This window comes from Curtobacterium sp. 8I-2 (assembly GCF_902506155.1).
Classification (GTDB): domain Bacteria; phylum Actinomycetota; class Actinomycetes; order Actinomycetales; family Microbacteriaceae; genus Curtobacterium; species Curtobacterium poinsettiae.
Genome location: NZ_LR732827.1, coordinates 357,652 through 384,186 on the forward strand (window position 1 = coordinate 357,652; position 26,535 = coordinate 384,186).

At 70.9% G+C, this 26,535-nt stretch carries 19 protein-coding genes and 1 pseudogene; 3 read left to right on the plus strand and 17 right to left on the minus strand.

The features are described from left to right. Positions 1-4 precede the first annotated feature (4 nt). Together lepA and BOSE127_RS05420 are read right to left on the minus strand one after the other, a co-directional pair. A complete protein-coding gene (gene lepA / locus BOSE127_RS05415) occupies positions 5-1,852 on the minus strand; it encodes a translation elongation factor 4 (protein ID WP_056068283.1) in 1,848 nt (615 codons plus the stop codon). A 289-nt stretch (positions 1,853-2,141) separates the two neighbouring features. Then, positions 2,142-3,308, minus strand: a complete 1,167-nt coding sequence (locus BOSE127_RS05420) for a pyridoxal phosphate-dependent aminotransferase (protein WP_017886663.1) — start codon at positions 3,306-3,308, stop codon at positions 2,142-2,144. A gap of 222 nt (positions 3,309-3,530) precedes the next feature. Here BOSE127_RS05420 and rpsT point away from each other — a divergent pair, with 222 nt between their 5' ends. Beyond that, positions 3,531-3,791, plus strand: coding sequence for a 30S ribosomal protein S20 (gene rpsT, locus BOSE127_RS05425; RefSeq protein WP_017886662.1), 261 nt, complete (start codon positions 3,531-3,533; stop codon positions 3,789-3,791). A 211-nt stretch (positions 3,792-4,002) separates the two neighbouring features. Here the strand turns inward: rpsT and holA are convergent, their stop codons facing one another. The 13 genes and pseudogenes from holA to BOSE127_RS05495 all read right to left on the minus strand — a co-directional run bounded on the left by holA (position 4,003) and on the right by BOSE127_RS05495 (position 21,057). Continuing rightward, positions 4,003-5,022: a DNA polymerase III subunit delta gene (gene holA, locus BOSE127_RS05430; protein ID WP_017886661.1), complete on the minus strand. Its 1,020-nt coding sequence runs from the start codon at positions 5,020-5,022 to the stop codon at positions 4,003-4,005. 304 nt (positions 5,023-5,326) lie between these two features. After that, positions 5,327-6,718: pseudogene (locus tag BOSE127_RS17480) on the minus strand (ComEC/Rec2 family competence protein); the annotation flags it as partial. Between the two features lie 718 nt (positions 6,719-7,436). After that, positions 7,437-8,189 (minus strand): ComEA family DNA-binding protein, encoded by a 753-nt coding sequence (locus BOSE127_RS05445; protein WP_159556479.1) that lies wholly within the window; start codon positions 8,187-8,189, stop codon positions 7,437-7,439. A gap of 107 nt (positions 8,190-8,296) precedes the next feature. Further along, on the minus strand, positions 8,297-10,858 hold the full coding sequence (gene leuS / locus BOSE127_RS05450; RefSeq protein ID WP_159556481.1) for a leucine--tRNA ligase: 2,562 nt from the start codon (positions 10,856-10,858) through the stop codon (positions 8,297-8,299). 50 nt (positions 10,859-10,908) lie between these two features. Beyond that, the gene (gene cydC / locus BOSE127_RS05455; protein WP_042537310.1) at positions 10,909-12,597 is read right to left on the minus strand and encodes a thiol reductant ABC exporter subunit CydC; all 1,689 of its coding nucleotides are present in this window, start codon (positions 12,595-12,597) and stop codon (positions 10,909-10,911) included. Then, positions 12,594-14,294 carry a thiol reductant ABC exporter subunit CydD gene (cydD, locus tag BOSE127_RS05460; protein WP_042537312.1) on the minus strand — a complete coding sequence of 567 codons (1,701 nt, stop codon included), beginning with the start codon at positions 14,292-14,294 and terminating at the stop codon, positions 12,594-12,596. The genes cydC and cydD overlap by 4 nt, the downstream gene beginning before the upstream one ends. 10 nt (positions 14,295-14,304) lie before the next feature. After that, positions 14,305-15,309 carry a cytochrome d ubiquinol oxidase subunit II gene (cydB, locus tag BOSE127_RS05465; protein WP_017886655.1) on the minus strand — a complete coding sequence of 335 codons (1,005 nt, stop codon included), beginning with the start codon at positions 15,307-15,309 and terminating at the stop codon, positions 14,305-14,307. A gap of 16 nt (positions 15,310-15,325) precedes the next feature. After that, positions 15,326-16,738 carry a cytochrome ubiquinol oxidase subunit I gene (locus BOSE127_RS05470; protein ID WP_017886654.1) on the minus strand — a complete coding sequence of 471 codons (1,413 nt, stop codon included), beginning with the start codon at positions 16,736-16,738 and terminating at the stop codon, positions 15,326-15,328. A 273-nt stretch (positions 16,739-17,011) separates the two neighbouring features. After that, positions 17,012-17,935 carry an ABC transporter substrate-binding protein gene (locus BOSE127_RS05475; RefSeq protein WP_017886653.1) on the minus strand — a complete coding sequence of 308 codons (924 nt, stop codon included), beginning with the start codon at positions 17,933-17,935 and terminating at the stop codon, positions 17,012-17,014. Further along, positions 17,932-18,660: an ABC transporter permease gene (locus BOSE127_RS05480; protein ID WP_017886652.1), complete on the minus strand. Its 729-nt coding sequence runs from the start codon at positions 18,658-18,660 to the stop codon at positions 17,932-17,934. The genes BOSE127_RS05475 and BOSE127_RS05480 overlap by 4 nt, the downstream gene beginning before the upstream one ends. Then, positions 18,657-19,373 carry an ABC transporter permease gene (locus BOSE127_RS05485; protein ID WP_017886651.1) on the minus strand — a complete coding sequence of 239 codons (717 nt, stop codon included), beginning with the start codon at positions 19,371-19,373 and terminating at the stop codon, positions 18,657-18,659. The genes BOSE127_RS05480 and BOSE127_RS05485 overlap by 4 nt, the downstream gene beginning before the upstream one ends. After that, complete coding sequence (locus BOSE127_RS05490; RefSeq protein ID WP_017886650.1) at positions 19,370-20,296, minus strand: ABC transporter ATP-binding protein; 927 nt, start codon at positions 20,294-20,296, stop codon at positions 19,370-19,372. Before BOSE127_RS05490 ends, BOSE127_RS05485 begins: the two co-directional genes overlap by 4 nt. 230 nt (positions 20,297-20,526) lie before the next feature. Then, entirely contained in the window at positions 20,527-21,057 is a 531-nt protein-coding gene (locus BOSE127_RS05495) for a TetR/AcrR family transcriptional regulator (RefSeq protein WP_052481628.1), read from the minus strand. 270 nt (positions 21,058-21,327) lie between these two features. Between BOSE127_RS05495 and BOSE127_RS05500 the strand changes: the two genes are divergently transcribed. Beyond that, positions 21,328-22,392, plus strand: a complete 1,065-nt coding sequence (locus BOSE127_RS05500) for an App1 family protein (protein WP_042537314.1) — start codon at positions 21,328-21,330, stop codon at positions 22,390-22,392. Positions 22,393-22,470: 78 nt separating this feature from the next. After that, complete coding sequence (locus tag BOSE127_RS05505; protein WP_017886647.1) at positions 22,471-24,372, plus strand: glycoside hydrolase family 15 protein; 1,902 nt, start codon at positions 22,471-22,473, stop codon at positions 24,370-24,372. A 210-nt stretch (positions 24,373-24,582) separates the two neighbouring features. On the opposite strand, the gene BOSE127_RS05510 is transcribed toward BOSE127_RS05505, so the two are convergent. Both BOSE127_RS05510 and BOSE127_RS05515 read right to left on the minus strand, forming a co-directional pair. Continuing rightward, entirely contained in the window at positions 24,583-25,956 is a 1,374-nt protein-coding gene (locus tag BOSE127_RS05510) for a glucose-6-phosphate dehydrogenase (protein WP_017886646.1), read from the minus strand. 158 nt (positions 25,957-26,114) lie between these two features. Next, on the minus strand, positions 26,115-26,531 hold the full coding sequence (locus BOSE127_RS05515) for a cytochrome c oxidase subunit 4 (protein WP_017886645.1): 417 nt from the start codon (positions 26,529-26,531) through the stop codon (positions 26,115-26,117). Between the last annotated feature and the right edge of the window lie 4 nt (positions 26,532-26,535).

Consider the following 26,535-nt stretch of genomic DNA (forward strand, 5'->3'; position numbering starts at 1 on the left):
GGCGCTACTTCTTCTTCTCTTCGACGTCGCCGGAGAGCGCCGCGATGAAGGCTTCCTGCGGGACCTCGACCCGACCGATGGTCTTCATGCGCTTCTTGCCCTCCTTCTGCTTCTCGAGGAGCTTGCGCTTGCGGGTGATGTCACCGCCGTAGCACTTGGCCAGGACGTCCTTGCGCATGGCGCGGATGCTCTCGCGGGCGATGATGCGGGCACCGATGGCGGCCTGGATCGGCACCTCGAACTGCTGGCGCGGGATGAGCTTGCGCAGCCGCTCGGTCATGAGCGTGCCGTAGGCGTACGCCTTGTCGCGGTGCACGATCGCACTGAACGCGTCGACCTGGTCGCCCTGCAGCAGGATGTCGACCTTGACGAGGTCGGCGGCCTGGTCGCCGGTGGGCTCGTAGTCGAGTGACGCGTACCCCTGGGTCTTGCTCTTCAGCTGGTCGAAGAAGTCGAAGACGATCTCACCGAGGGGCATCTCGTAGCGGATCTCGACGCGGTCCTCGCCGAGGTACTCCATGCCGAGCAGGGAGCCACGGCGCTGCTGGCAGAGCTCCATGATCGCGCCGACGTAGTCCTTCGGTGCCAGGATCGCGGCGCGCACCATCGGCTCGCGGACCTCGACGATGCGCCCGGTCGGGAACTCCGAGGGGTTCGTGACCTCGGTCACGGCGTTGTCCTCGGTCGTGACCTCGTAGATCACGCTCGGGGCGGTGGTGATGAGGTCGAGGCCGAACTCGCGGGACAGCCGCTCGGTGATGATCTCGAGGTGCAGCAGCCCGAGGAACCCGCAGCGGAACCCGAAGCCGAGCGCGACCGAGGTCTCCGGCTCGTAGACCAGTGCGGCGTCGGAGAGCTTGAGCTTGTCGAGCGCTTCGCGGAGCACCGGGTAGTCGCTGCCGTCGATCGGGTACAGGCCCGAGAACACCATCGGCTTCGGGTCGGTGTAGCCGGGCAGTGCCTGGGTCGCGGGCTTCTGCGCGCTGGTGACGGTGTCGCCGACCTTCGACTGGCGGACGTCCTTCACGCCGGTGATCAGGTAGCCGACCTCGCCGACCGACAGGCCCTTGGTGGGCTTCGGCTCCGGGCTCGAGACCCCGATCTCCAGGATCTCGTGCGTCGACTTGGTCGACATCATCTGGACCTTCTCGCGGGGCGAGATGGTGCCGTCGATCATGCGGACGTAGGTGACGACGCCGCGGTAGCTGTCGTAGACCGAGTCGAAGATCATCGCGCGGGGCGCGGCCTCGGCGTCGCCGACGGGGGCCGGCACGCGGCGGACCACCAGGTCGAGGAGCTCGGACACGCCGACGCCCGTCTTGCCGGAGACCCGGAGGACGTCCTCGGGCTTGCCACCGATGAGCTGCGCGAGCTCGGCGGCGTACTTGTCCGGCTCGGCCGCGGGCAGGTCGATCTTGTTGAGGACCGGGATGATCTCGAGGTCGTTCTCGAGCGCCAGGTACAGGTTCGCGAGCGTCTGCGCCTCGATGCCCTGCGCGGCGTCGACGAGCAGGATCGCGCCCTCGCACGCTGCCAGGGACCGCGAGACCTCGTACGAGAAGTCGACGTGCCCGGGGGTGTCGATCATGTTCAACGCGAAGGTCTCACCGTCGAGTTCCCACGGCATGCGGACGGCCTGCGACTTGATCGTGATGCCGCGCTCGCGCTCGATGTCCATGCGGTCGAGGTACTGCGCACGCATCGCGCGGTCCTCGACGATGCCGGTGATCGACAGCATGCGGTCGGCCAGCGTCGACTTGCCGTGGTCGATGTGCGCGATGATGCAGAAGTTGCGGATCGCGTCGGCCGGGGTCGCTGCGGGCTCCAGCGGAGCGGATGCTTGTGGGCTCACGGTTCCTCAGGTGGGTCGGACGGTCGCAACAGTCTCCCACGCTTCACCCGCCCTGGAGGCACGGCGCGCGTCCGCCACGCACGGTGCGCGGTTGATCCGCTTCCGGTGCGCTCTCGCGTCGGCGTGCCGGACCCCGCACGGTGCGAGGTCGGCGGGTCCGTGCGCCGTTGACCCCCCGGTGACCGGATGCTGCGTGGCACGGGGCGAGCATCCTCGCACCAGGTGGAGGACCGCGCACCGTGCGCCGTCCTGCCGACCGGCACCGGGCCTCCCCGCCGTGTGGACCGCGTCAGACGGCCGCGTGCGCCGGAGCCGGCAGCGCGCCCAAGCCGCGCCGCAGGTCGTCCGCGGTGGCTGCGAGGCAGACGCGGATCCACCCCTCGCCGGAGCGTCCGAAGGCGCTGCCCGGCGCGACGGCGACCCGTTCACGCTGCAGGAACCCGAGCGCCCACTCGGCGATGTCGCCGTCGGAAGCGTGCGACATGTCGATCCACAGGTAGAACGCCCCGCGCGGGTCGAGGTACCGGATGCCGGCGGCGTCGAGCGTCTCCTTCGCGACCTCGAGGTTCGCGCGGTAGTGCTCCCGGGCGTCGCGCACCGCGGAGTGGTCCCCCACGATCGCCGCAAGGGCCGCGTACTGGTCGGGTTCGGCGACGCAGCTGATCATCGCTTCCTGCGTGGTCCGCATCGTCGCGCCGAGGCCCTTCGGGGTGACGAGGTACCCGACACGGACACCGGTCATCGCGTACGTCTTGCTCAGCGAGAACGCCGAGAACACGCGGTCGTCCTCGTCGAGCGCGGCCAGGCTGACGTGGCGGGTGCCGTAGGTGAAGTACTCGTAGACCTCGTCGCTGATCACCCAGAGGTCGTGCCGCTTCGCGAAGGCGAGGAGCGCACGGAGGGTCTCCTCGCCGAACACCGAACCGAGCGGGTTCGACGGCGAGTTCACGACGAGCACCCGGGTGCGTTCGGTGACGCTCGCCTCGAGGGCCGGCAGGTCGGGCTCGAACCCGTGCTGCGGCTCCAGCCGGTACGGCACCGGCGTCGCCCCGATGATGTGGGCGTTCATCGTGAACGTCGTGTAGCCGGGGTCCGGCACGAGCACCTCGTCACCCGGGCTCAGGGTGAGCGTCATCGCCTGGAACAGCGCCTGCGTCGCGCCGATCGTCATCCAGATCTGCTCGAGGTCGGCCTCGATCCGGTTCTCACGGCGGAGCTTGTCGCGGACGGCCTCGCGGAGCGGCGCGATCCCGCCGTTCGGGGTGTACCCGGTGCGGTCCTCGGTCCACGCACGACGGGCCGCCTCGCCGATGTGCGGCGCCACCGGGACGTCCGGCTCGCCGATCACGAGCATCGTGACGTCGGTGCCGCTCGACTGCAGCAGGGCCGCCTGCTCGAAGACCCTCCGGATGCCGGAGGCGGGCACGGTGTCGATGCGCGGTGCGAGGGAGGGCATGTCCGTCACGCTATCCGCTGCGTGTTGCCACGGCGTTTCGGCGCGGTCTGCCGCGGGCTTCCGCCGATCCGGCGGTGTTTCGTGCTTTGGTGGCGGCCCCGCGGCCTGGTAGTGTTGGTGGCTGGCTTCCGCGTTCCCCGCCCACGGGTGGAACGCGATGCGACCAAGGGCCCCTCTACCCTGCGGTCGCGCCCACCCGTACGAGACGAGCAGGAGCAATTCATGGCGAACATCAAGTCGCAGATCAAGCGCATCAAGACCAACCTCAAGGCCACCGAGCGCAACAAGGCGTACAAGTCGGAGCTCAAGACGCACATCCGTCGTGCCAACGACGCCGTCGCCGCCGGTGACAAGGACAAGGCCGTCGCGGCCCTGGCCCTGGCGTCGAAGAAGCTCGACAAGGCCGTGAGCAAGGGTGTCATCCACAAGAACCAGGCCGCGAACCGCAAGTCGGCCATCGCGAAGAAGGTCTCGTCGCTCTGACGCCCTGACCCTTCTGGTCCGAAGGCCCCGCACCGTTGGTGCGGGGCCTTCGTCGTGCGTGGGGCGCTGTGCGTTGGGTGCGTGCGCGGTGTGGGGTGCGTTGGGTTCGTTTCGTGAGCAGAAAGGGTCGGGTCGCGATGACGGACCCGACCCTTTCTGCTCACGAAACGCCGGCCGATCGGCGCGGGAAATCCGGGAGGCGCGACTCGCCTCAGCGGGGCTCGCCGCGTCGGGCGATGGTGCGGACCATGACCTCGAGCGCGTAGTGCGCGTCGCGCGAGCCGCCCTTCACCGCGGTGTCCGCCTCGGCGATGCTGATGATCGCGTTCGCCAACCCGGACTCGCTCCAGCCGGCGACGTCACGCTGTGCGCGCTGCACCTGCCACGGCGCCATGCCGAGCGCCGAGGCCGCCTGCCCGCTCGGGCCCCGGAACGCGCTGACCTTCGCCATCGTGCGGATCTTGCTCGCGAACGCGGCGACGATCGGCACGGGGGCTTCGCCGGTGGCCAGGGCGTGGCGCAGCTCGACGATCGCAGGTGCCGACCGACCCGCGAGCGCGATGTCGGCGACCTTGAACGCGTTCGTCTCGACGCGGCCGCCGTAGTACTTGTCGACGACCTTGTCGGTGATCTCCTCGGCCTCGTCCGCCAGGAGCTGCCGGCACGCCGCGGCCAGTTCGGCGAGGTCGTCGGCGAACGCGGTCACCAGGGTACGGACGGCGGACGGGGCGATCCGGCGTCGTGCGGCCCGGAACTCGGCGTTCACGAAGTCGATGCGGTCGGTCTCGCGCTTGAGCTCGTCGCAGAGCACCTCGACCCCGCCGCCGACGCCGCTGCGGATCGTGTCGAGGAGCTTCTTGCCGCGCATGCCGCCGCCGTGCCGGAGCACCAGGGTGACGTCGTCGGCGGGGGCCTGCAGGTACGAGATCGTCTCGGTGATGAAGGCGTCGGTGCACTTCTCGACGTTGGTCACCTGCACCAGTCGCGGCTCGCCGAACAGCGACGGGCTGGCGAGGGTGGCGAGCAGCCCGGGGGCGTACTGGTCGGCTTCGAGGTCGTGCACCTCGAGCGCGGGGTCCTCGCCCTGCAGCAGGTCCTTCAGCACACCGCGGGCGCGGTCGGCGAGGAACGCTTCGGGCCCGGTGATGAGCACGACGGGCGCCGGACGGATCCCCGACCAGGGCACCTGGTCGATCTTCGCTGCGGCGCGCGCGGGCTTCTTGGCGGCCATGTGGTCCTTCCGGTGGTGCCGGCCCGGACGGTGCCGGGTCGAGTGGTGCACCGTCGATCCTACGGGCGGCCGCCGACGGCGAGCGTTCCGTCCACACCCGCACCTCGTCGGCGCCGGACCGAGCGAGCACGACGGTTCCGCGCTGATCGGTGCGGAGCGGCAGCGTGCCGGCGGCATCGAGCACGTCGAGGGCCGACGCGGTCGGGTGCCCGTACGTGTTGTCCGCGCCGACCCCGATCAGCCCGACGCGCGCGGCGAGCCCCCGGTAGAGCTGCGGGTCCTGGTCCGCCGAGCCGTGGTGCGCCACCTTCACGACGTCGATCGGCCCCGCCGGCAGTCCCCCGGAGTTCCGGAGCCGGCGTTGCGACGACTCCCCCAGGTCACCGAGGAAGACCCCGGTCAGACACGTGGCGCAGGCACTGCCGTCCGCCGGCCCGGTGACCAGCACGATGCTCGCGTCGTTGCCGGCGTCACGGGTGCCGGCCAGGGGCCACGCGACCCGCCAGGCGAGCGGCCCGAGGGTGCCGGAGACCCGGTCGTCGGCCGTCCGGACGTCCACGCCCGCACTCAGCAGGTCGTCGACCACCCGGCCGTCCGACGCGCGGCCGACGGGTCCGACCAGGGCGGTCTCGACCGTGTCCGCCACGGCTCCCACCGCGCCGACGTGGTCGCGGTCGAAGTGCGTCAGGACGAGCAGGTCGATCCGGCTGATCCCGAGCAGGTCCAGGCACGCCAGGAGCCGTTCCTCGTCGTCGCCGGTGTCCACGAGGGCAACGGCGTCGCCGCCGCGGAGCAGCACGGCGTCACCCTGCCCGACGTCGCACGCGGCCACCGACCAGTCGCCGGGGACGGAGCCGCGCACCACGAGCACCGGGACGGAGACCGCTGCGACACCGACCACGAGCACGGACCCTGCGGCGAGCAGCATTCGGGAGCCGATCCGGCCCCGGACCAGCACGGCCGTCGCGATGCAGCCGCACACCAGCACGGCGGCTGCCACACCGAGCACTCCGGCCGGCCACGGCGCCGAGGCGTGCGGCAGGGCGGCCGCCCCGTGCGCGATGCCCCCGACGGCAGCAGCGGGCACCCACGCGACGGCCGCGAGCGCCTGGGCACCCGCCGGCCACACCGGTGCGACGGTGCACGCGGCGAGTCCGATCACCGTGACGACCGGCGCGAACGGCTCCGCCAGCAGGTTCGCCGGCACCGCGTAGGTCGGGAGCGCTGCCGACAGTGGGATCGTCACGGGCCAGCACGCCACCTGGGCCGCCACGGGGATCGCCAGTGCGGCGGCGACCGGCGGCCACACGCGACGCGCCAGCAGCTCGGTGAGCGGTGGGCCGAGCACCACGATGCCGCTCGTGGCGAGCACGGACAGGGCGAACGCGAACGACCGCGCGAACCAGGGATCCACCACGAGCATGCCGATCGCGGCGAGTGCGATGAGCGGCACGCCCCGCACGGGTCTGCCGGCGAGGTGCACGACCAGCACCACGATCGCCATCACCGTCGCCCGGACGATCGAGGGGTCGGGCCGCACCAGGACGACGAACGCCAGGAGCACCACGACGGCCACCGCGGCCCGGAGCCCGCGCGGCAGCCCGCAGGCACGGCCGAGGACGACCACCAGCCCGACCACCACGGCGCAGTTCGCCCCGGACACCGCCGTCAGGTGCGTCAGCGCCGAGGTCTCCATCGCCGCCTCGGTCCCCGGGTCGAGGCCGGAACGGTCGCCGATCGCCAGCCCCCGCAGCAGTGCCGCCCCCGGCTGCGGCAGGTCGGCCGTGGCCCGGACGAACGCCTGTCGGGCGGTGTCGGTGGCGCCGAGCAGCCCGGTGGGGGGCTCCGATGACGGTGTCCCGCGCAGGAACGCCACGAAGGCGGTCGCCGATCCCGGTTGGTCGGGCTGCACGGCGGCGGACCCGGTGACCCGAGCCCCGGCCGCCAGCACGGCACCGGGTGCGTCACCGTGCAGGTCGGGCACGAGCCGGACCGGCGCGCGGAGCCCGTCGAGCCCGTCGGCACGCACGAGCGTGGCGGTGACGGAGCGGTCCCCCGGCACGAGGTCGCGGGACAGCACCGCCTCGACCTCGACGCGCCCGGCGTCCGGACCGGCGACGAGGGCACGCAGTCCCTCCGGGGCCCGTCGGGAATCCCCCACGGTGACCGACACCGCGAGCAGCGTGGCCAGCGCCCCGGCGACGAGGACCAGCCCGGCGACGCCCCGCACGGCCCCGCCGCAGCGTCGCGTGCGGAGCGCGATGCCGCTCACACCGGTCACGAGCACGGCGACCCCGGCGACCACCGGGGCGACGTGGGGCGCTCCGGTGAGCAGGGCGGTCAGGATCCACACGACGGCGACGGGCGCCGCGACCCGCAGGTCGATCGCGCTCGGTGCGAGCTGCACGCGCGCCTCAGACCCGCACGCGATCGCGCAGCTCGGCGAACCGCACGTCACCGATCCCGCTGACGTCGAGCAGGTCCTCGACCGAGCCGAACCGACCGTGCTCGTCCCGCCAGGCGATGATCCGTCCGGCCAGCCCGGGGCCGATGCCGGGCAGGGTCTCGAGGGCGGCCTGGTCGGCGGTGTTCAGATCGACGACCGACCCCTCGGCCCCGGTCTCGCCAGCCCCGGTGGCGGCGTCGGTGTCGCCTGCTGACCCGGCGGTGCCACCTCCCGTCACCGGTCCGAGCGCCTCGGGCACCTCCTGCTGGCCGACCCGCGGCACGTACAACCGCTCGCCGTCCGTCAGCACCCGGGCCAGGTTCAGGCGGTCGAGGTCGGCGTCGTCCGTCGCCCCACCGGCACGTCGGACGGCGTCACCGACACGACTCGCTGCCGGCAGCTCGACCACACCGCTCCGCCGCACCGCACCGAGCACGTGCACCACGACGCGCCCGGCACCAGGAGCGGACGGAGCAGCACCGGCAGACGCACCGGCAGACGGTGACGGCGCGCCTGACGCCCCACCCGCGCTGGCCGTCGGCGCCCCACGCACGACGACCCCACCGGTTCCCCCGGTCCCCTCGCCGCCACCCGACACCAGCGCCCCGACGAGCACCACGACGACGGCGACCACCACCACGACCGCCGCCAACACCACGGCTGCCCGTGGTGACAGCGCAAGGCGGGACCACCAGGGTCCGGAGGGCGACGGGGACGACATGCCCCGAACGCTACGGAGCCCGGCGCGTCGGCCGGGCTCCGGAGGTCGCACCCGTGGACGGGTGCCGCGAACGCCCCCGCTGTGAGGGACGATGCCAGCGACGGTCGCTACCCCTTGATGGCGATGTTCACGAGCTTCGGAGCCCGGACGATCACCTTCACGATCTCGCGGTCACCGATGTACCGCTGCACGTTCGCCGAGGACCGCGCCAGCTGCTCGAGCTCGTCCGCCTCGATCGACTTCGACACCTCGAACGAGTCACGCACCTTGCCGTTGACCTGCACGACGGCCGTCAGGGTCTCCTGCACGAGCAGCGTCGGGTCGGCCTTCCGCCAGCCGTACGTGGCGACGGTGGCCTCGTAGCCCAGCCGCTCCCACATCTCTTCGCCGGTGTACGGCGCGAAGACGCTCAACGCGAGGGCGATGGTCTCGACGGCCTCACGCACGGCGGGGTCACCGGCGCCGGGGCCGCTGTCGATCGCCTTGCGGGTGACGTTCACCAGGTCCATCAGTCGTGCGATCACGACGTTGAACTTGAACGCCTCCATCATGCCGGGGGCGTCGGCGAGGAACCGGTGGGTGACCTGGCGGAGTGCCCGGTCGCCGTCGGCCCACACGGCGTCGCGCGACGACGTGACGTCGAGCGCCAGCCGGTACGCGCGCGCCAGGAACCGTGCCGACGCGGACGGGGAGACGTCCTCCCAGTTGATGTCGTCCTCGGGCGGACCGGCGAAGCCCATCACGAGGCGGATCGCGTCGACGCCGTTCGCGTCGAGCTCGTCACCGAGCGAGACGCCACCCTTCGACTTCGACATCTTCGAGCCGCCGGACAGCACCATGCCCTGGTTGAGGAGCGCCGAGAACGGCTCGGTGAAGTCGAGGTACCCGAGGTCGAACAGGACCTTCGTGACGAAGCGGGCGTAGAGCAGGTGCAGGATCGCGTGCTCGATGCCGCCGATGTACTGGTCGACCGGGGCCCAGCGCCGCGCGGCAGCCGGGTCGAACGCCTGGGTGTCGTCCTGCGCCGACAGGAACCGCAGGAAGTACCACGACGAGTCGACGAAGGTGTCCATCGTGTCGGTGTCGCGGAGGGCCGGGGTGCCGTCGACGGGGTTCGGGACGTTCACCCAGTCGGTCGCGCCGCCGAGGGGCGAGGTGCCCTTCGGCTTGAGGTCGAGGCCCTCGGTGTCGGGCAACACGATCGGCAGCTGGTCCTCGGGCACCGGGTGCTCCGTGCCGTCGGCGCCGTGGATGATCGGGATCGGGGTGCCCCAGAAACGCTGGCGCGAGATGAGCCAGTCGCGCAGGCGGTAGGTCTTGGCGGCACGGCCGGTGCCGCGCTCCTCGAGCAGGGCGATGGCCGCGGTGATGGCGTGCTGCTTCGACATGCCGTCGAGCGGCCCGGAGTTGATCATCCGGCCCTGGCCGGTCAGCGCTTCGCCGGTGGCGACCGGGTCGAGGGTCGGCACGTCGAAGTCGTCGAGCGTCGCACCCTCGGGGATGACCGGGATCGCGCCGGTGACGGCGGCGTTGGTGTCGACGACGACCTTGACGGGCAGGTCGAACGCCCGCGCGAAGTCGAGGTCGCGCTGGTCGTGTGCGGGCACGGCCATCACGGCGCCGTGCCCGTAGTCGGCGAGCACGTAGTCGGCGGCCCAGATCGGCAGGCGCTCCCCCGTCAGCGGGTGGACCGCGGAACGGCCGAGCGGCACACCGGTCTTCGGGCGGTCGGCGTTCTGCCGGTCGATCTCGGACGTCTTCTGTGTCGCCGTCAGGTAGGCGTCGAAGTCGTCACGGACGGAGGACGGCACCGACGGGTCGGCGACCAGCTCAGCCGCCAGGTCGGAGTCCGGTGCGACGACCAGGAACGTGGCCCCGTGGATCGTGTCCGGGCGGGTGGTGAAGACCGTGACGGGCTCGTCACGGCCCTCGATCACGAAGTCGACGTCCGCGCCGACCGAGCGTCCGATCCAGTTGCGCTGCTGCGCGATGACCTTCGCCGGCCACCGCCCCTCGAGCTGGTTCAGGTCGTCGAGCAGCCGGTCGGCGTACTCGGTGATCTTGAAGTACCACTGCGTGAGCTTCTTCTTGACGACGACGGCGCCGGAGCGGTCCGAGGTGCCGTCGGCGAGGACCTGCTCGTTCGCGAGCACGGTCTGGTCCACCGGGTCCCAGTTGACCCAGCTGTCCTTGCGGTAGGCCAGGCCCTTCTCGTACATCTTCAGGAACAGCCACTGGTTCCACTTGTAGTACTCGGGGTCCGAGGTGTGGATCTCGGTGGTCCAGTCGAACGACGGCGCGTAGCGCTTGAAGGACGCCTTCTGCTGCTCGATGTTCGCGTAGGTCCAGTCCTTCGGGTCCACCCCGCGCTTGATCGCCGCGTTCTCGGCGGGCAGCCCGAACGAGTCCCATCCGATCGGGTGCAGCACGTTGAAGCCCTGCTGGCGCCAGTAGCGCGCGACGAAGTCACCGAGCGCCCAGTTCTCGGCGTGCCCCATGTGCAGGTCGCCGGACGGGTACGGGAACATCTCGAGGATGTACTTGCGCGGACGGGTGTCGTCGAGGTCCGTGGTGAAGAGCCCGAGCGCTTCCCAGCGGGGCTGCCACTTCTCCTGGATACGACGGAAGTCGTAGGCGTTCGGGTCCTCGGCGTGCTGGTCGGTGGTCACGGTCGTCAACGATACAAGCCGGGAGGCCCGTCCCGCGTCCGCCCGTCGGCTCACCCGGCGAGCAGGCGTCCGTCCCGCATCCGCAGGGTGCGGTCGACCAGGTCCGGCGCCACCGGGACGTGCGACACGATGACGACCGACCGACCCGCTGCGCGGGCGGTGGTGACGAGGTCGCGGAGCACCGAGTCGCCGAGGTCGGGGTCGACGTCGGCGGTCGGTTCGTCGAGCACCAGCACCGGGAACGCGTGCAGCAGTGCTCGGGCCAGGGCGAGCCGGTGCGCCTGCCCGCCGGACACGAGCACGCCGCGTTCCCCCACCGAGGCGTCGAGCCCACCCCGTCGGACGACCCAGTCCCCCAGGCCGACCCGGTCGAGCACGGCGAGGAGCTCGTCGTCGGTGGCGGTCTCGCGGGCGAAGAGCAGGTTCTGCCGCACCGACTGGTCGAACACGAACGGGTCCTGTTCGATCAGGCCGACACGGGCCCGCACGGCGTCCGGGTGCATCGTCCGCGCCTCGACGCCGTCGAGCGTGTAGGAGCCGTCGTGCTCCACGAACCGGACGAGCGCGTCGACGAGCGTGGACTTGCCGGCGCCGCTCGGCCCCTGCAGGACGACGACCTCGCCGGGGGTGAGCGTGAACGAGACCCCGTCGACCGCCGGCTCGGCGGCCCCGGGCCAGCGGACGGTCAGGTCCTGCACGGCGAGCGTGACCGACCCCTCGACCACGAGCGACGCCGGGTCGGCGTCCTCGTCGGGCTCGGGGACGATGCCGGCGGGCACCTCGGCGGGCACCACCTGCTCGACCCGGTCGGCGGCAGCACGTACCCGGCGGAGCGTCAGGACGGCGAGCGGGACGGTCCCGACGACCTCGAAGAGCGCGAGCGGCACGAAGACCGCCAGGGCCCAGAGCGGACCGACGAGCGCACCCGACACGACGGCAGGGGCACCGACGGCGAGGATCCCGATCACCGCACCGCCACCGACCAGTCCGACCAGGGCACCGACGAGCGACTCGACCGTGCCGCGGCGCCGGACGGCCCGGGTGACGCCGGCATCGAGCCGGGCGATGTGCGCGAGCCGTTCGTCGAGGGTGCCGTAGGCGGCGAAGACGTCGAGCGTGCGGACGGTGTCGAGCACGAGGTCGGCGACACGACCACGATCGGCGGCGGTCTCGCGGTCCGAGCGCTCGGCGATCGACCGGGTGACGATCGTGCCGATCAGGGCAGCGACCGCCAGCGCGAGGACGAGCACGAGCGCGGCCGGCACCGACACGAGCGCCACGGCGACGACCGACAGCACCGCGACGACCCCGGCGGACACGAGCGGGCCGACGACGCGGATCGGCAGGTCCTGCAGCCGGTCGGTGTCGGTCACCAGGCGCGTCATGAGGTCTCCGCGACCGGTGCGGCCGAGCCCGGCGGGCGCGATCGACGCGAGCCGCCGGTACATCTCGGTCCGCACCACGGCCAGTTGCCGGAACGAGGCGTCGTGCCCGGCGAGCCGGTCGACGTAGCGCAGCACGGCGCGCCCCAGCGCGAACGCACGCACGCCGACCATCACGAGCGTCAGGTACAGGATCGGCGGGTGCTCGGCGGCGCGGGTGATCAGGTAGCCACTGGCGGCGAGGAGCGCGACGGCGCAGACGGCGCTGAGCGAGCCGGCGGCGACCGCCTTCGCCCAACCCGACCCGTGCGGCATCGCGAGCCGCAGGACGGAGCCGCCACGGGCCTCCCGGCTCATGCGCGCACCCCCCTGCGGACCGTCACGGATCCGCCGACCGCGATGTCCACGCGGACGTCGGCCGCGGCGACGACCGCCGGTCGGTGGCTGGCGACCACGACGACGGCGCCGCCGGCCGCCAGGCCACGGACGGCAGCGACGACGCGCGCCTCGGCCTCGGCGTCCAGTGCGGACGTCGGCTCGTCGAGCAGCACGAGGGGTGTGGCGGCGCGGCGTACGCGGTACAGCGCGCGGGCGACGGCGACGCGCTGCGCCTGGCCACCGGACAGTCCGCTGCCACCGGCGCCGACCGGGAGGCCCGGGTCGAGTCCCAGCCCCGCGTCGCCCAGGGCGGTGCGCACGTCGGCGTCGTCCGGGGTCGCGCTGAGCGCGACGTTCTCGGCGATCGTCCCGCGCACGAGACGTGGCCGCTGGTCGGCCCAGGTGGTGCGCTCGGCGACGGATGCGCTGGCCGGGCCGGGCACGGTGACGGTGCCGTCGTGGGGCAGGACACCGCGGAGTGCGGCGATGATGCTGGACTTGCCGGAGCCGCTCGGGCCGGCGAGCACGACGACGGTGCCCGGTTCGGCGTGCAGGTCGAACGGCCCGATCACGACGTCGGGGCGGCGGACGGTGAGCCCGCGGACGTCCAGGGCGGTGGCGGCTTCGGCGCCGTCGGTGTCGGTCTCGCTCCCGCCGCTGTGCACCCGGATGCTGCGGCCCGGGGCCGGGGCCGGGGCGTCACCGTCGTCGGCGTCGTCCGCCAGGACGTCGAGCACCGCGGCCGACGCCTCGACGCCGTCCTGGGCGGCGTGGAAGTCGGCGCCGACCTGGCGGATGGGGGCGAAGGCCTCGGGTGCCAGGACGAGCACGAACATCGCGGCGCCGAGGCCGAGCGAGCCGTCCACCAGGCGGATGCCGATCGAGACGGCGACCAGTGCGACGGACAGGCTCGCGGCGAGCTCGAGCGCGAAGCCGCTCACGAACGACAGCCGGAGCACGCCGATCGTGCCGCGGCGGTACTCGTCGGTGACCGCCCCGATGCGACCGACCTGGCGGCGCGCACGACCGAAGACCTTGAGCGTGGCGAGTCCCTCGACCGCCTCGGTGAAGGCGCCACCCAGCTTCGCGAGGGCGTCCGACTGCTTCCGCTGCAGCGACTGCGTGGCCAGGCCGATCAGGATCATGAAGACCGGGATCACCGGCAGGGCGAACAGGATGATGAGCCCGCTGGTCAGGTCGCCCACGCCGATCGCGACCAGGAGCACCGGCGTCGCGATCGCGGTGAGCGCGAGCTGCGGCAGGTACCGGCCGAAGTAGGCGTCGAGGGCGTCGAGTCCGGGGCCGAGCGTGGTGGCGAAGCCAGCGCTCGACCGGCCGGCGAGCCACGACGGACCGCGCTCGGCGGCACGGGCGAGCACCGTCGTGCGCATCTCGCTCTTCACCTTCGCCGCGGCGCGGGCTGCCAGGTCGTCGGTGGCCCACGCCGCCACTGCCCGCAGGACGAACGCCCCGCCGAGCAGGGCGAGTGCCTGCCCGAACGCGGCCGGCACCGTGCCGTCGTGCACGGCGTCGACCCCGAGGGTGACGGCCGCGGCGATCCCCCACGCGATCCCGATGGTCGCGAGCGTGCGCAGGACCCCCGTGCCGGCGGCCGCGACGATGAAGCCGCGCGCGGTCCGGGACAGCCGCAGGAGTCGGGGGTCGAGGGGCTTCATCGTCGGATGCCTAGTGCGCTGCCGCGGTGATCTGGGCGCGGGAGACGCGCTTGCGGAAGATCCAGTAGGTCCAGGCCTGGTAGGCGAAGACCAGCGGCACGAAGATCAGCGCGACCCAGCTCATCACGCTCAGCGTGTACGACCCGGACGAGGCGTTGTACACGTTCAGGCTGTTCGCGACGTCGTTCGAAGCGGGCATCACGTCGGGGAAGATCGCCGTGAACATCGCGAGCACGATCGCGGCGATGGTGACCGCCATCAGGGTGAAGGCGCGTCCCTCCTTGCCCCAGGCGTTGCAGAGCACCGCGAGCACCAGGGCCAGGGCGGCGACCACGGAGAGCACCAGCGAGGCCGGGGTGGCGCGGACGAAGGCCATCGACACCAGGAACGTGGCGCCGACGACGATCGTGACGATGCCGGCCCGGGTCGCCAGGCGCTTGGCGCGTTCGCGGATCTCGCCCTCGGTCTTCAGCGCGACGAAGACGACACCGTGGGTGAAGAACACCAGCAGCGTCGCGGCACCGGTCAGCAGGGCGAACGGGTTGAGCAGGTCGAAGAACGTGCCGGTGTAGTTGTGCCCGGCGTCCATCGGGATGCCACGGACGACGTTGCCGAACGCGACGCCCCACAGGAACGACGGCACGGCGCTGCCGACGATGATCATCAGGTCGAAGCGGCGCTTCCACTCGAGGTGCTTGTTCTGGTGCCGGTACTCGAACGACACCCCTCGGGCGATGAGCGCGGCGAGGATGAGCAACAGCGCCAGGTAGAACCCGGAGAACATCGTGGCGTACCACTCCGGGAACGCCGCGAACAGGCAGGCGCCGGCCACGATGACCCAGGTCTCGTTGAGGTCCCAGACCGGGCCGATGGTGTTGATCAGGACCCGACGGTCGGTGTCGTCCTTGCCGAGGAACGGCAGGGACATGCCGACACCGAAGTCGAATCCGTCGAGGACGAAGTAGCCGACGAAGAAGACGCCGACGATCGCGAACCAGAGAACGGGGAGATCCATCAGGCAGCGTCCATTTCTAGTAGACCGTCACTTCGTGCTTGACCTCGCCGGTCTCCTCGTCGACCTCGTCCGGGTCGGCGGGGCCTTCTTGCGCGACCTTCTTGATGAGCTTGAACTCGACGACGGCCAGCGTGCCGTAGATCGCGGTGAAGACCAGCAGCGAGATGAGGACCTCGAGTCCGGTCACGTTCGGGGAGACGCCGTCCTTCGTCCGGAGCAGCCCGAACACGAGCCACGGCTGGCGGCCCATCTCCGTGAAGACCCAGCCGACGATCATCGCGGCCATCGGCAGCGGCGCCGTCCAGGTGGCGATGCGCCACACCCAGCGCTGCGTCGGGAACCGGCCCTTGCGGGTCAGCCAGAGTCCGACGAGCGAGACCATGACCGCACCGACGCCCAGGGCGATCATCCAGCGGAACGACCAGTAGGTGACCCAGATGATCGGCTTGTAGTCGCCGGGGCCGTAGACCTGGGTGTACTGCGCCTGCAGGTCGTTGATGCCCTCGACCGTGCCGTTGAACGTGTGCGTCGACAGGAACGACAGCAGGTACGGCACCCGGATCGAGAACAGCTCGTGGACGCCGTCGGGGGTGCCCAGCGTGAAGATCGAGAACGATGCGTCCTTGCCGGTGGCCGTGTTGTACAGCGCCTCGGCCGACGCCATCTTCATCGGCTGCGTGTCGACCATGGTCAGACCGAGCTGGTCGCCGGTCAGGACGGTGAGCGCCCCGGCCGCGAGCATGGTCCACATGCCGAACTTCAGCGCCGGCATCATCGTCTCGAGGTTCTGGTTGCGGGCCAGGTGGTAGGCAGCGACCGAGATGATGACCGCCGCGGCGACCATGAAGCAGGCGAAGAGCGTGTGCGGGAACGCGGCCAGCGCGACCTTGTTGCCGAGCACCGCCCAGATGTCGGTGAGCTCGGCGCGCCCCTTGGCCTCGTTCATCGCGAAGCCGACCGGGTGCTGCATGAACGCGTTCGCCGCGATGATGAAGTACGCCGACATGATCGTGCCCGCGCTGACGCACCAGATGCTGGCCAGGTGCAGGGCCTTCGGCAGGCGGTCCCAACCGAAGATCCAGATGCCGATGAACGCCGCCTCGAAGAAGAACGCCAGGATGCCCTCGAGCGCGAGCGGTGCGCCGAAGACGTCACCGACGAAGCGCGAGTAGTTCGACCAGTTCATGCCGAACTGGAACTCCTGCACGATGCCCGTCACGACGCCCATGGCGAAGTTGATGAGGAAGATCCGCCCGAAGAACCGCGTGAGCTGCAGGTAGTGCGCACGGCCGGTGCGGTACCAGGCGGTCTGGAACACGGCCACCACGGCCGCCATGCCGATCGTCAACGGGACGAAGAGGAAGTGGTAGATGGTCGTCAGACCGAACTGCCACCGCGACAAGAGGAGCGGATCGAGGAGGTCGTTCATGCGGCGTTTCCGAGACGGGTGGCCGCGCGCTGTTCGTGCACGTCAGTTGCTTCCTGTGGAACGGATACATCAGGTGTCACAGCCCTTGGGACACCCCAACGCTATCGCGACGTCCGTCGATTCGACAACTTGTAGAACCCTCGCGTGCACAAACGTGCAAAGCCCCTGCACGGCACAACCGTGCGGCACGGATGTTCGCTTCGCCCGGTCCGGAAACGACGACAGGCGCCGGGTGGACACCCGACGCCTGTCGCTTCGTTCGTGGAGCTGTGGCTACAGCAGACCCTCGGCCTTGAGCCAGTCCTCGGCGATGGTGGACGCCTTCTCCTTGTCGGCCGTGCTCTTGGTGTTGAGCTCGATCAGGGCATCCGTCGTGAGCTTCTCGTTGACCGAGTCGATCGCGTCGGCAGCCTTCTCGTTGACCTTCTTCGAGACGACCGGCACCACGTTCTGCGGCAGGATCAGGTTCTCCGGGTCCTTCAGCGTGACGAAGCCGTTCGCCTTGATGCTCGGGTCGGCCGTGTAGATGTCAGCCAGCTGGACGGTGTCGTCCTTGAGCGCCTTGACGGTCAGGGCGCCACCGCCGTCCTCGATCGCCTTGAAGTCGACGTCGACGCCGTAGACCGACTTGAGCCCCTTCGGCCCGTACGGCCGGGTCTGGTTCTCAGAGTTGGCACCCACGGTGAGCTTCTCGTCGACGTTCTTCAGGTCGGCCAGGCTCGTGACGTCGTTGTCCTCGGAGAACTTCTTCGTGACGGTGTAGCTGTCCTGGTCGGTCGCCTCGGCCTCGTCGAGGACGCGGAGGCCCTTCGGCAGGGCCTTGTCGAGTCCGTCGTCGATCTGGTCGGCGGTCTTCGCGTCGGAGTCCTTGTCGAAGTACTGCAGCAGGTTGCCGCTGTACTCGGGCATGACGTCGATGGCGCCCTTCTCGAGCTGCGGGATGTAGACCTCGCGCTGCCCGATGTTGAAGTTGCGCTTGACCTCGAAGCCGTCCTTCTCGAGGACCTGGGCGTAGAGCTCGGCGATGATCTCGTTCGAGTAGTACTGCTGCGAGCCGACGACGATGGTCTTCGAGTCGGACGAGTTGCTGGAGCCGCTGTCGAGCGGGTCGCTCGACGCGCAGCCGGCGAGGGCGGCGACGACGCCCACCGCCATCGCGGCGGCGACTCCGGCGCGGATCTTGGGTGCTGTGATCACGAGGGATTTCCTTCCGGGAGTGGATTGCGGGCTCGCTCTCGCGACCCCTGACGCTGTCGGGCCGACGGGTCCGCGGTGCCCTTCGGCACCGCCGCCCGCTGCAGCACGGCGAACACGATCTCGAACGCGATCGCGAGGGCGATCACGAGGATGGAGGCGCCGAGCATCTCGGCGTAGTCCTGGGTCTTCAGGCCGAGGAAGAAGTAGCCGCCGAGGCCACCGGCCCCGACGTACGCGGCGAGCGTGGCGGTCGCGACGACCTGCAGCACCGCTGCGCGGATCCCACCGATCAGGAGCGGGAGCCCGAGTGGGATCTCGACCTTCCACAGGATCTGCCACCCGGTCATGCCCTGGGCCTTCGCGGCGTCGACGACACCGGGGTCGACGGACTCGATGCCGGAGTAGGCACCGGCGAGCACCGACGGGATCGCCAGGATGACGAGCGCGAGCAAGGGTGCCTGCAGCCCGATGCCGAGCAGCAGGCCGAAGAGCGAGAGCACACCGAGCGTCGGGAGCGCACGCACCCCGCCGGAGACGGCGATCGAGACGCCGCGTGCTCGGCGGGTGTGCCCGATCGCGTAGCCGACCGGCACCGCGATGACCGCCGCGATGAGCACCGCGAGCAGGGTGATCCACACGTGCTCCCACACGCGCGTGGGGATGCCGTTGTAGCCGCCGTAGTTCGTGGGGTCGAACACCCACGCGAAGGCCTGTCCGATGATCACGAGGAGACCTCCGCTGCTTGCAGGACCCGACGGGACTGACGACGCGACACCGAGCTCGTGCGGGTCCACGGCATCACCAGTCGCCCGAGCAGCACCAGCAGGCCGTCGATGGCGAACGCGAGCACGAGCACCATGACGATGCCGGAGAGGATCTCTTCGTAGATCCCGCGCCCCAGGCCGTCGGTGAAGAGCAGGCCGAGGCTCGGGATCCCGAGGACCGCGCCGACCGTGGTCAGCGAGATCGTGGAGACCGCGACGACCCGGAGCCCGGCCAGCAGCACCGGACCGGCGAGCGGGAGTTCCACCCGGAAGAAGCGCTGCGCCGGCGAGTAGCCCATGGCGGTCGAGGCGGACTTGGTCTCGGCGTCGACCGAGGTCAGCCCGTCGACCGTGGACCGCACCATGAGTGCGAGGCCGTACAGGGTCAGGCCGATGACGACGTTGATCGGGCTCTGCAGGCCGGTGCCGATGATGCCCGGCAGCGCCACGAACAGGGCGAGCGACGGGATCGCGTACAGCAGACCGGCGAGGGTCACGATGCTGCTCCCCACCCCGGACGCGAAGCGCGACCCACCGGGCCGCTGCAGTCGGACGACCAGCCACCCGATGGGGATCGACAGCAGGAACGCCACGATGATCGGCGGGATCGCGATCGCGAGGTGGGAGACCGTGTTGTCCCAGATCGTGTCGAGGTTCGCCAGCACCCACTTCACCGGGTGCCCCCACCCTGCGCCGGAGCACCCGGTGCGTCGTGCGACGCTCCGGCCTCTGCTGCTCGGGTGTCGGACTGGGGCACGGCCTGGGCGGCGTCGACGACCCCGACGGGGCCCGTCAGCACACCGGCTGCACGCCCTTCGCCGTCGACGACGATCGGACCGGTCGGGGTCTGCTCGACCCGCAGCGCACGGCGCCCGCGGCCTGCGCCGATGAACGTCGCGACGAAGTCGTCAGCGGGTGCGGCGAGGATCTCGGCCGGCGTCCCCTGCTGGGCGATCTCGCCGCCCTTCTTGAGGATGACGACCTGGTCGCCGAGCTTGAACGCCTCGTCGATGTCGTGCGTCACGAACACGACGGTCTTGCCGAGCTCGCGCTGCAGCCGGATGAGTTCGTCCTGCAGGTCGTTGCGCACCAGGGGGTCGACGGCCCCGAACGGCTCGTCCATGAGCAGGATGTTCGGGTCGACGGCGAGCCCGCGGGCGACCCCGACGCGCTGCTGCTGGCCGCCGGAGAGCTGCGACGGGTAGCGGTCGGCGAACGCGCGGTCGAGTCCGACGGTGTCCATGAGTTCGAGGGCACGCTTGCGGGCATCGGCCTTGGAGACGCCGGTCAGCAGCGGGACCGTCGCGATGTTGTCGACGACCTTGCGGTGCGGCAGCAGTCCGGAGTTCTGCATGACGTACCCGATGTGGCGACGGAGCTCAACGGGGTTGATCCCGGCGACGTCCGACCCGTCGATCTCGACGGTGCCGGAGGTGGGGTCGACCATGCGGTTGATCATGCGGAGCAGCGTGGTCTTGCCACAGCCGCTGGATCCGACGAAGACGGTGGTGGTCCGGGACGGGATGACCAGATCGAAGTGCTCGACCGCAGTCGTGCCGTCCGGGTAGGTCTTGCGCACCGAGCGGAACTCGATCATGGGGTGCCCTTCTGTTCGGAGGTAGCCCGACTTCGGATGAGAGTACCCGGGGGTGCCGACATCGGTTCGGTCACGACGCCGCGTGACGGGTTCCGGACGACCGGGAGATCGTGGGACCACCACCGGTTCAGCGCGATGTGTCGGGGGACGACGACGCCCGCGCCTCCTGTTCGGAGGACACGGGCGGGTCGGTTCGGTCACCGGCGTGTCGCGCCGGTTCGACGGGGTCGTCAGGAGGCGGCGATCACCGATTCGAGGTGGGCGCGGTTCATCCGGCGGTACTCCTCGATCAGCTCGGTGTCGGGGTGCTCACGGTCGCGGTGTGCCCGCGCCAGCACCGCGTGACCGGACTCGGCGAGGACGACCCAGGCACGGGTGACGTGCTCGTCGTCCGGCAGACCGAAACGGTCGCGCATGATCTGGCCCACGGCTGCGCCGAGCGCACCCATGCGGTCTTCCGCGTCACCGGTCCCGGTGTCCGCCGGGTCGCCGAACCGGATCGCCCGGAAGCCGGGCTCGGTGCGGTACATCTCGGCGGTCAGGTCGATGAGCGCGTCGTTGGCGTCCTGCCAGGTCTCGGCGCCGCTGGCGTCGAGCGCCTCGACGAAGCGGGCGGCGAGCCGCTGGGTGCAGCGGATCGCGAGCGCCTCGACCACGGCGATGCGGTCCGGGAAGTACCGGTAGACGGTGCCGATCGACGCCCCCGCGCGCTCGGCCACCATGGCGGTCGTGAGCCGCTCGAACCCGATCTCGTCGATCACCGCGGCAGCGGCATCGAGGAGGCCGGCGAGGCGCGCCGAACTGCGGGCTTGGACCGGCTCGTTCCTGAGCAGTGATGATCCCCCCGGCAGAGCGTTCGTTACCTCGGTGACGAGCACGTGTTCTCCTCTTGCGCTCCAGCGCGGTTCGTTGGCGTGACGGGGACAACTTTCGCAGAACGGACCTGGAACGTGGCTGCGACTCACCAGTTGCGACGCACCAGTTCTGTCCAGCGCGCGGGTTTCGTCAGCCGCCCGTGGGAGGATGACGCCATGCCCGACCCGACGCCCCACGAGCCGTCGTTGGCCGAGCCGCTCCTGCACCGCGCGGCCCGCATCGAGGACGCCGTCCAGGAGTTCCGCGAGCACCGTGCACGCCGCCGCGGCCTGGTCCCCACGGTGGTCCCGTACACCGGCTACGGCGCACCCGGATGGGTCCGCATCCTCTGCCGCGTGCTGCTGACGCGCCGCGGTCTCGCCTCCGACGTCTCCTACGCCGGCGTCCGCGGCTGGAAGAGCTTCACGAGCGTCGCCGTCGACCACGCCGAGGTCACCGTCACCGCCGGCGGGGTTTCGCACGTGGTGCAGACCGACCGTGGCGGCGTCGTCGACACTATCGTCCCGATCGACCTCGAGCCCGGCTGGCGCACGGTGCGACTCTCGGCGGGTGGCGGGCGTGACGTCGAGGCCGACGTGTTCGTGGTGCACCCGGACACCCGCTTCGGGCTGCTGTCCGACATCGACGACACCGTGATGGTCACCTCGCTCCCCCGCCCCATGCTGGCCGCCTGGAACTCCTTCGTGCTCACCGAGCACGCCCGCCGCCCCGTACCCGGCATGTCCGTGCTCTACGAGCGGATCCTGGCGCAGCACCCCGGTTCGCCGACCGTGTACCTGTCGACCGGGGCGTGGAACGTCGCGCCGACGCTGCAGCGCTTCCTGTCGCGCAACATGTACCCGTCCGGCACGCTGCTGCTCACCGACTGGGGCCCCACCCACGACCGGTTCTTCCGCAGCGGCCAGCTGCACAAGCAGCAGAACCTGCGGCGGCTCGCCCAGGACTTCCCGGACATCCGCTGGCTCCTGGTCGGCGACGACGGGCAACACGACGAGAGCCTCTACGGCGACTTCTCGCGGGAGCACCCGGACAACGTCGCGGGCGTCGCCATCCGGCAGCTGTCCACGAGCGAAGCGGTCCTGGCCGGTGGTCGTTCGCGGGCGCAGGAACGCTCCCGCGACTCCTCGGCGCCGTGGGTCTACGCCCCGGACGGCGCCGGGCTCTGGAGCGAGCTCGCGCGCATCGGCATCATCGATTCCGACGCCTCCGAACCGGCCTGAGCGACCCCTCACAACGGTCTCGGCCAGGGCCACCCGTCGCGGACCGCGGCGCACGGCCAGCGGGTGTTCGATCGGTCCATGAGCACCGAGCCGGAAGCACCGCCCACCCCGCCGAACCGCATCGAGGACCACGCCCTGATCGGCGACACCGGGACCGCTGCCCTGGTCGGCCGGGACGGCACGATCGACTGGGCCTGCCTGCCGCGCTTCGACAGCTCGTCCACGTTCGCCTCGCTGCTCGGCACCGAGGACCACGGACACTGGACCCTGCGCCCCGTCGACGGTGACGCCACCGCGCGGTGGCGGTACCGCGGGGACACGCTCGTGCTCTCCACCGTCTGGACCACCCGTGACGGCGTGGTCGAGGTCACCGAGTTCATGCCCGTCGGGGCGCACCGGCCGTCGATCGTGCGCCGCGTCCGCGGCCTCCGCGGCACCGTCGAGATGCGCCAGACCCTGCGCATCCGGTTCGACTACTCACGCGCCCTGCCGTGGATCCGGCAGATCGGGGACGACGACGAACCGGCGCTCCTCGCGACAGCCGGCCCCGGCTCGGTGATCGTGCGCGGGCCGCGGTTCCGTGCCGACGACCACCGGCACACCGCCGTCACGACGATCCACGACGGCGAGGTGCTCGACACCGTGCTCACCTGGTACCCGTCGCACCGCGAACCGCCGGAACCCCTCGACGTCGACGCGGCCCTCGCCCACACCCTGTCGTGGTGGACGGGATGGACCGCGCCCGCACAGACCACCGGCCGGTACGCGGCCGCCACCCGCCGGTCGCTGGTGTTCCTCCGCGCGATGACCCACGGTGAGACCGGTGGCGTCGTCGCCGCCGCGACCACGGGCCTGCCCGAGGACCCCGGCGGCGAACGCAACTGGGACTACCGCTACGTGTGGCTCCGCGACGCGTCCCTCGCGCTCGCCTCGCTCATCGCCCACGGGTACCGGGACGAGGCCACGCACTGGCGGGGCTGGCTGCTGCGGGCCATCGCGGGCGACCCCGCGGACGTGCAGATCATGTACGGGATCGCCGGCGAACGCGAACTGCCCGAACGCGAGATCCCCGAGTTGCCCGGGTACCTCGGGTCGACCCCGGTCCGCATCGGCAACGGTGCCTCGACGCAGTACCAGGGCGACGTCTTCGGCGAGGTCCTGTCCGCGCTGCACGACGCCCGCGAGCTCGGGGTCGAGGAGAACGCCGACTCATGGGCGCTGCAGCGGGCCCTGCTCGGCTACGTCGAGGAGCACTGGCAGGAGCCGGACAACGGCATCTGGGAGATGCGCGGTCCGCGCCGCAGCTTCACACACTCACGGGTGATGATCTGGGCCGCCTTCGACCGTGGGGTCGCCGCGGTCGAGGAGTTCGGCCTCGAGGGTCCCGTCGACCGTTGGCGGACGTTGCGCGACACGGTGCGCGCCGAGATCGAGGAGCACGGCTGGAACGCCGAGCGCGGATCGTTCCGCCAGCACTACGACACCGACGAGGTCGACGCCAGCCTGCTCGTCCTGCCGCAGGTCGGCTTCTGCCGCGCCGACGACCCCCGGATGACCGGCACGGTGCGCGCGATCGAGGAGGACCTGCGGGTCGGGGACGACGGCCTCGTGCTCCGCTACCGCACGACCGCGGGCTTCGACGGCCTGTCGGGCGCTGAGCACCCGTTCCTGGCGTGCTCGTTCTGGCTGGTGGAGCAGTACGCCGCCTCGGGCCGCGTGGACGACGCCGAGCGCCTGATGGACGTGCTGGTCGGGTACGCGAACGACGTCGGCATGCTCTCCGAGGAGATCGACGTCGCCACGGGCCACCACATCGGCAACACCCCGCAGGTGCTGTCGCACCTCACCCTGGTGTCGGCGGCCGACGCCATCGAGCGCGCCCGGGGAGCCGCCGTCGGACACCGCACACGGTTGTCCGTGCACGACGGGGGCACCCGCTCGTGGACCGGCGAGGGTGAGCGAGCCGGCTCCCCCGCCTGACGCGTCGCTCCACCCCGCGAAGACGCCGTCGTCGTCGCACCACGCCTCGACAACGTCGAGACGCCGCCGGATCTGGCGGCGTCTCGCCGACACGACGGCGTCTCGCGGTGCTCTGCACGCGACCCACAGACGGACGGGAGGCCCGGTGCCAGCTGGCACCGGGCCTCCCGTCCGTCAGGGCGTCCGTTCAGGACGTCGAGGACGCGTCCGTCAGGACGACGACTCCCAGTCCGCCGGGCCGCGCGAACCGGCGCGGTACTCCTCGAGCGGGACCTCGTCGGCCTTCCAGGCGGCGACGACCGGCTCGACGATCTCCCAGCAGCGCTCGGCCACGTCGCCGCGGATCGAGAGCAGCGGGTCGTCGTGGAAGATGCCGTTCAGGACCTCGCCGTACGGGGTGAGCTCGCCGTCGCTGAACGACGACGACAGGGTGACCTGCCCCATCTCGAACGGGTTGCCGCCACCGTTGGCCGACACCGTCAGCTCGATCTCGTCCGGGTTCAGGACGATGCGGAGCGTGTCGGTCTTCGGGCGACCACTCAGGCCGGAGGGCAAGCGCGTGACCGGCTTGAAGGTGATCAGCACCTCCTTGCGGCTGGCGCCGAGGGCCTTGCCGGAGCGCAGCGTGAAGGGGACGCCGGCCCAGCGGGCGGTGTCGACCTCGACCGAGATCTCGGCGAGGGTCTCCGTCTGGCGCGACGGGTCGACGCCGTCCTCTTCCTGGTACGAGGGCAGTTCCTTGCCGTCGATGGTGCCGGCCGTGTAGACCGCACGGCGGGACGCGATCTTCGCGTCGTCGCCCTTCAGACGCGTGGAGCGCAGGACCCGGGCGAGCGACGAGCGGAACTCGACCGCGTCGATCGCGGACGGGGCGTCCATCGTGACCAGGCCGAGGATCTGCAGCAGGTGCGACTGGATCATGTCGACCATCGCGCCGGCCTCGTCGTAGTACTGGGCGCGGTTCTCGAGACCGAGGGTCTCGTCGTAGAAGACGTCGACCTTCTCGATGTTCTCGGCGTTCCAGATCGGCTCGAACAGGCGGTTCGCGAAGCGCAGACCGATGATGTTCAGCACCGTGGTGCGGCCGAGGAAGTGGTCGGTGCGGTGCACGCGGTCCTCGGGGACGAGCTTGAGCACCGTCTCGTTGAGGGCCTGGGCACTCGCGACGTCGGTGCCGAAGGGCTTCTCGAAGGCCAGGGTCGTGCCCTCGGGGAGCTCGACGTGCTGGAGCGCCTCGCAGATGTCGGAGGCGATCTGCGGCGGGAGCGCGAAGTACAGGATCGGCTCGGAGTCGGCCGCGGCCAACAGCGCCTCGAGGTGCTTCGGGTCGGTGGGGTCGCCCTGGATGAACTGCGTCGACTCGATGGTCGCGTCGACCTCCGGCCCCTTGACGTCCTGCGACGCGAAGGACTGCGTGACGATGTCCTTCCACTTCTCGGGGCTGCGCTCGCTGCGGCCCGTGCCGATCAGCTGCACGGGGACGGCACGGCCGCTCTGCAGGAACGTGCCGAGGCCCGGCAGGAGCAGGCGGGAGGCGAGGTCGCCCGTCGCGCCGAAGATGATGAGGGTGCGCTTGTCGGTCACCTGAGGTGACTCCTTTCGCTGTGGTGGGAGGTCCGCTCCAGTCAAGTCGCGGGCGGGCCCGTTTGTTCCGGATCCGAACCGGAGATCTGTGCCCGGACGCACTTCGGGCGGCACCGTTCTGGTGCCGCCCGAAGTGTCAGGTGCGCTGCAGCGCCGGGTCAGTGCCCGAAGTTGCCGCGGTAGTACTCGTAGACCCAGCCGACCAGGGTGATCGCCACGAGGACGAGACCGATCGGGACGATCCAGAGGCCGGCTGCCACGCCGAGGAAGCACACGGCCACCGCGGCGGCCAGCAGGATGGGCCACCAAGACCAGGGGCTGAAGTGCCCGAGTTCGGCGTCGCCGTCCTCGATGTTGGCGTCCGGGCGGTCCTCGGGCAGGACGCCGCCCTGCGACGACATCACCTTGCCGAGGTAAAAGGCGATGAACGCCGACATGATGCCCGTCAGGCCGATCGCCACGGTGCCGACCCACTCCGGGTGACCGTAGTAGAGCATCGCCCAGATCGTGTACGCGGCGTCCGCGAGGATGAAGAACCCGAAGAGGATCCAGAACAGGTTGGTGTTCGCGCGCATGGCG

Coding starts and splice junctions, on each gene's coding strand:
- holA (WP_017886661.1), bottom strand. CDS start 5,022: ATGGCCGCCAAGAAGCCCGCGCGCGCCGCAGCGAAGATCGACCAGGTG.
- cydB (WP_017886655.1), bottom strand. CDS start 15,309: ATGGATCTCCCCGTTCTCTGGTTCGCGATCGTCGGCGTCTTCTTCGTC.
- BOSE127_RS05470 (WP_017886654.1), bottom strand. CDS start 16,738: ATGAACGACCTCCTCGATCCGCTCCTCTTGTCGCGGTGGCAGTTCGGT.
- BOSE127_RS05505 (WP_017886647.1), top strand. CDS start 22,471: ATGAGCACCGAGCCGGAAGCACCGCCCACCCCGCCGAACCGCATCGAG.
- BOSE127_RS05420 (WP_017886663.1), bottom strand. CDS start 3,308: ATGCCCTCCCTCGCACCGCGCATCGACACCGTGCCCGCCTCCGGCATC.
- BOSE127_RS05490 (WP_017886650.1), bottom strand. CDS start 20,296: ATGATCGAGTTCCGCTCGGTGCGCAAGACCTACCCGGACGGCACGACT.
- cydD (WP_042537312.1), bottom strand. CDS start 14,294: ATGAAGCCCCTCGACCCCCGACTCCTGCGGCTGTCCCGGACCGCGCGC.
- BOSE127_RS05500 (WP_042537314.1), top strand. CDS start 21,328: ATGCCCGACCCGACGCCCCACGAGCCGTCGTTGGCCGAGCCGCTCCTG.
- cydC (WP_042537310.1), bottom strand. CDS start 12,597: ATGAGCCGGGAGGCCCGTGGCGGCTCCGTCCTGCGGCTCGCGATGCCG.
- rpsT (WP_017886662.1), top strand. CDS start 3,531: ATGGCGAACATCAAGTCGCAGATCAAGCGCATCAAGACCAACCTCAAG.
- BOSE127_RS05515 (WP_017886645.1), bottom strand. CDS start 26,531: ATGCGCGCGAACACCAACCTGTTCTGGATCCTCTTCGGGTTCTTCATC.
- BOSE127_RS05445 (WP_159556479.1), bottom strand. CDS start 8,189: ATGTCGTCCCCGTCGCCCTCCGGACCCTGGTGGTCCCGCCTTGCGCTG.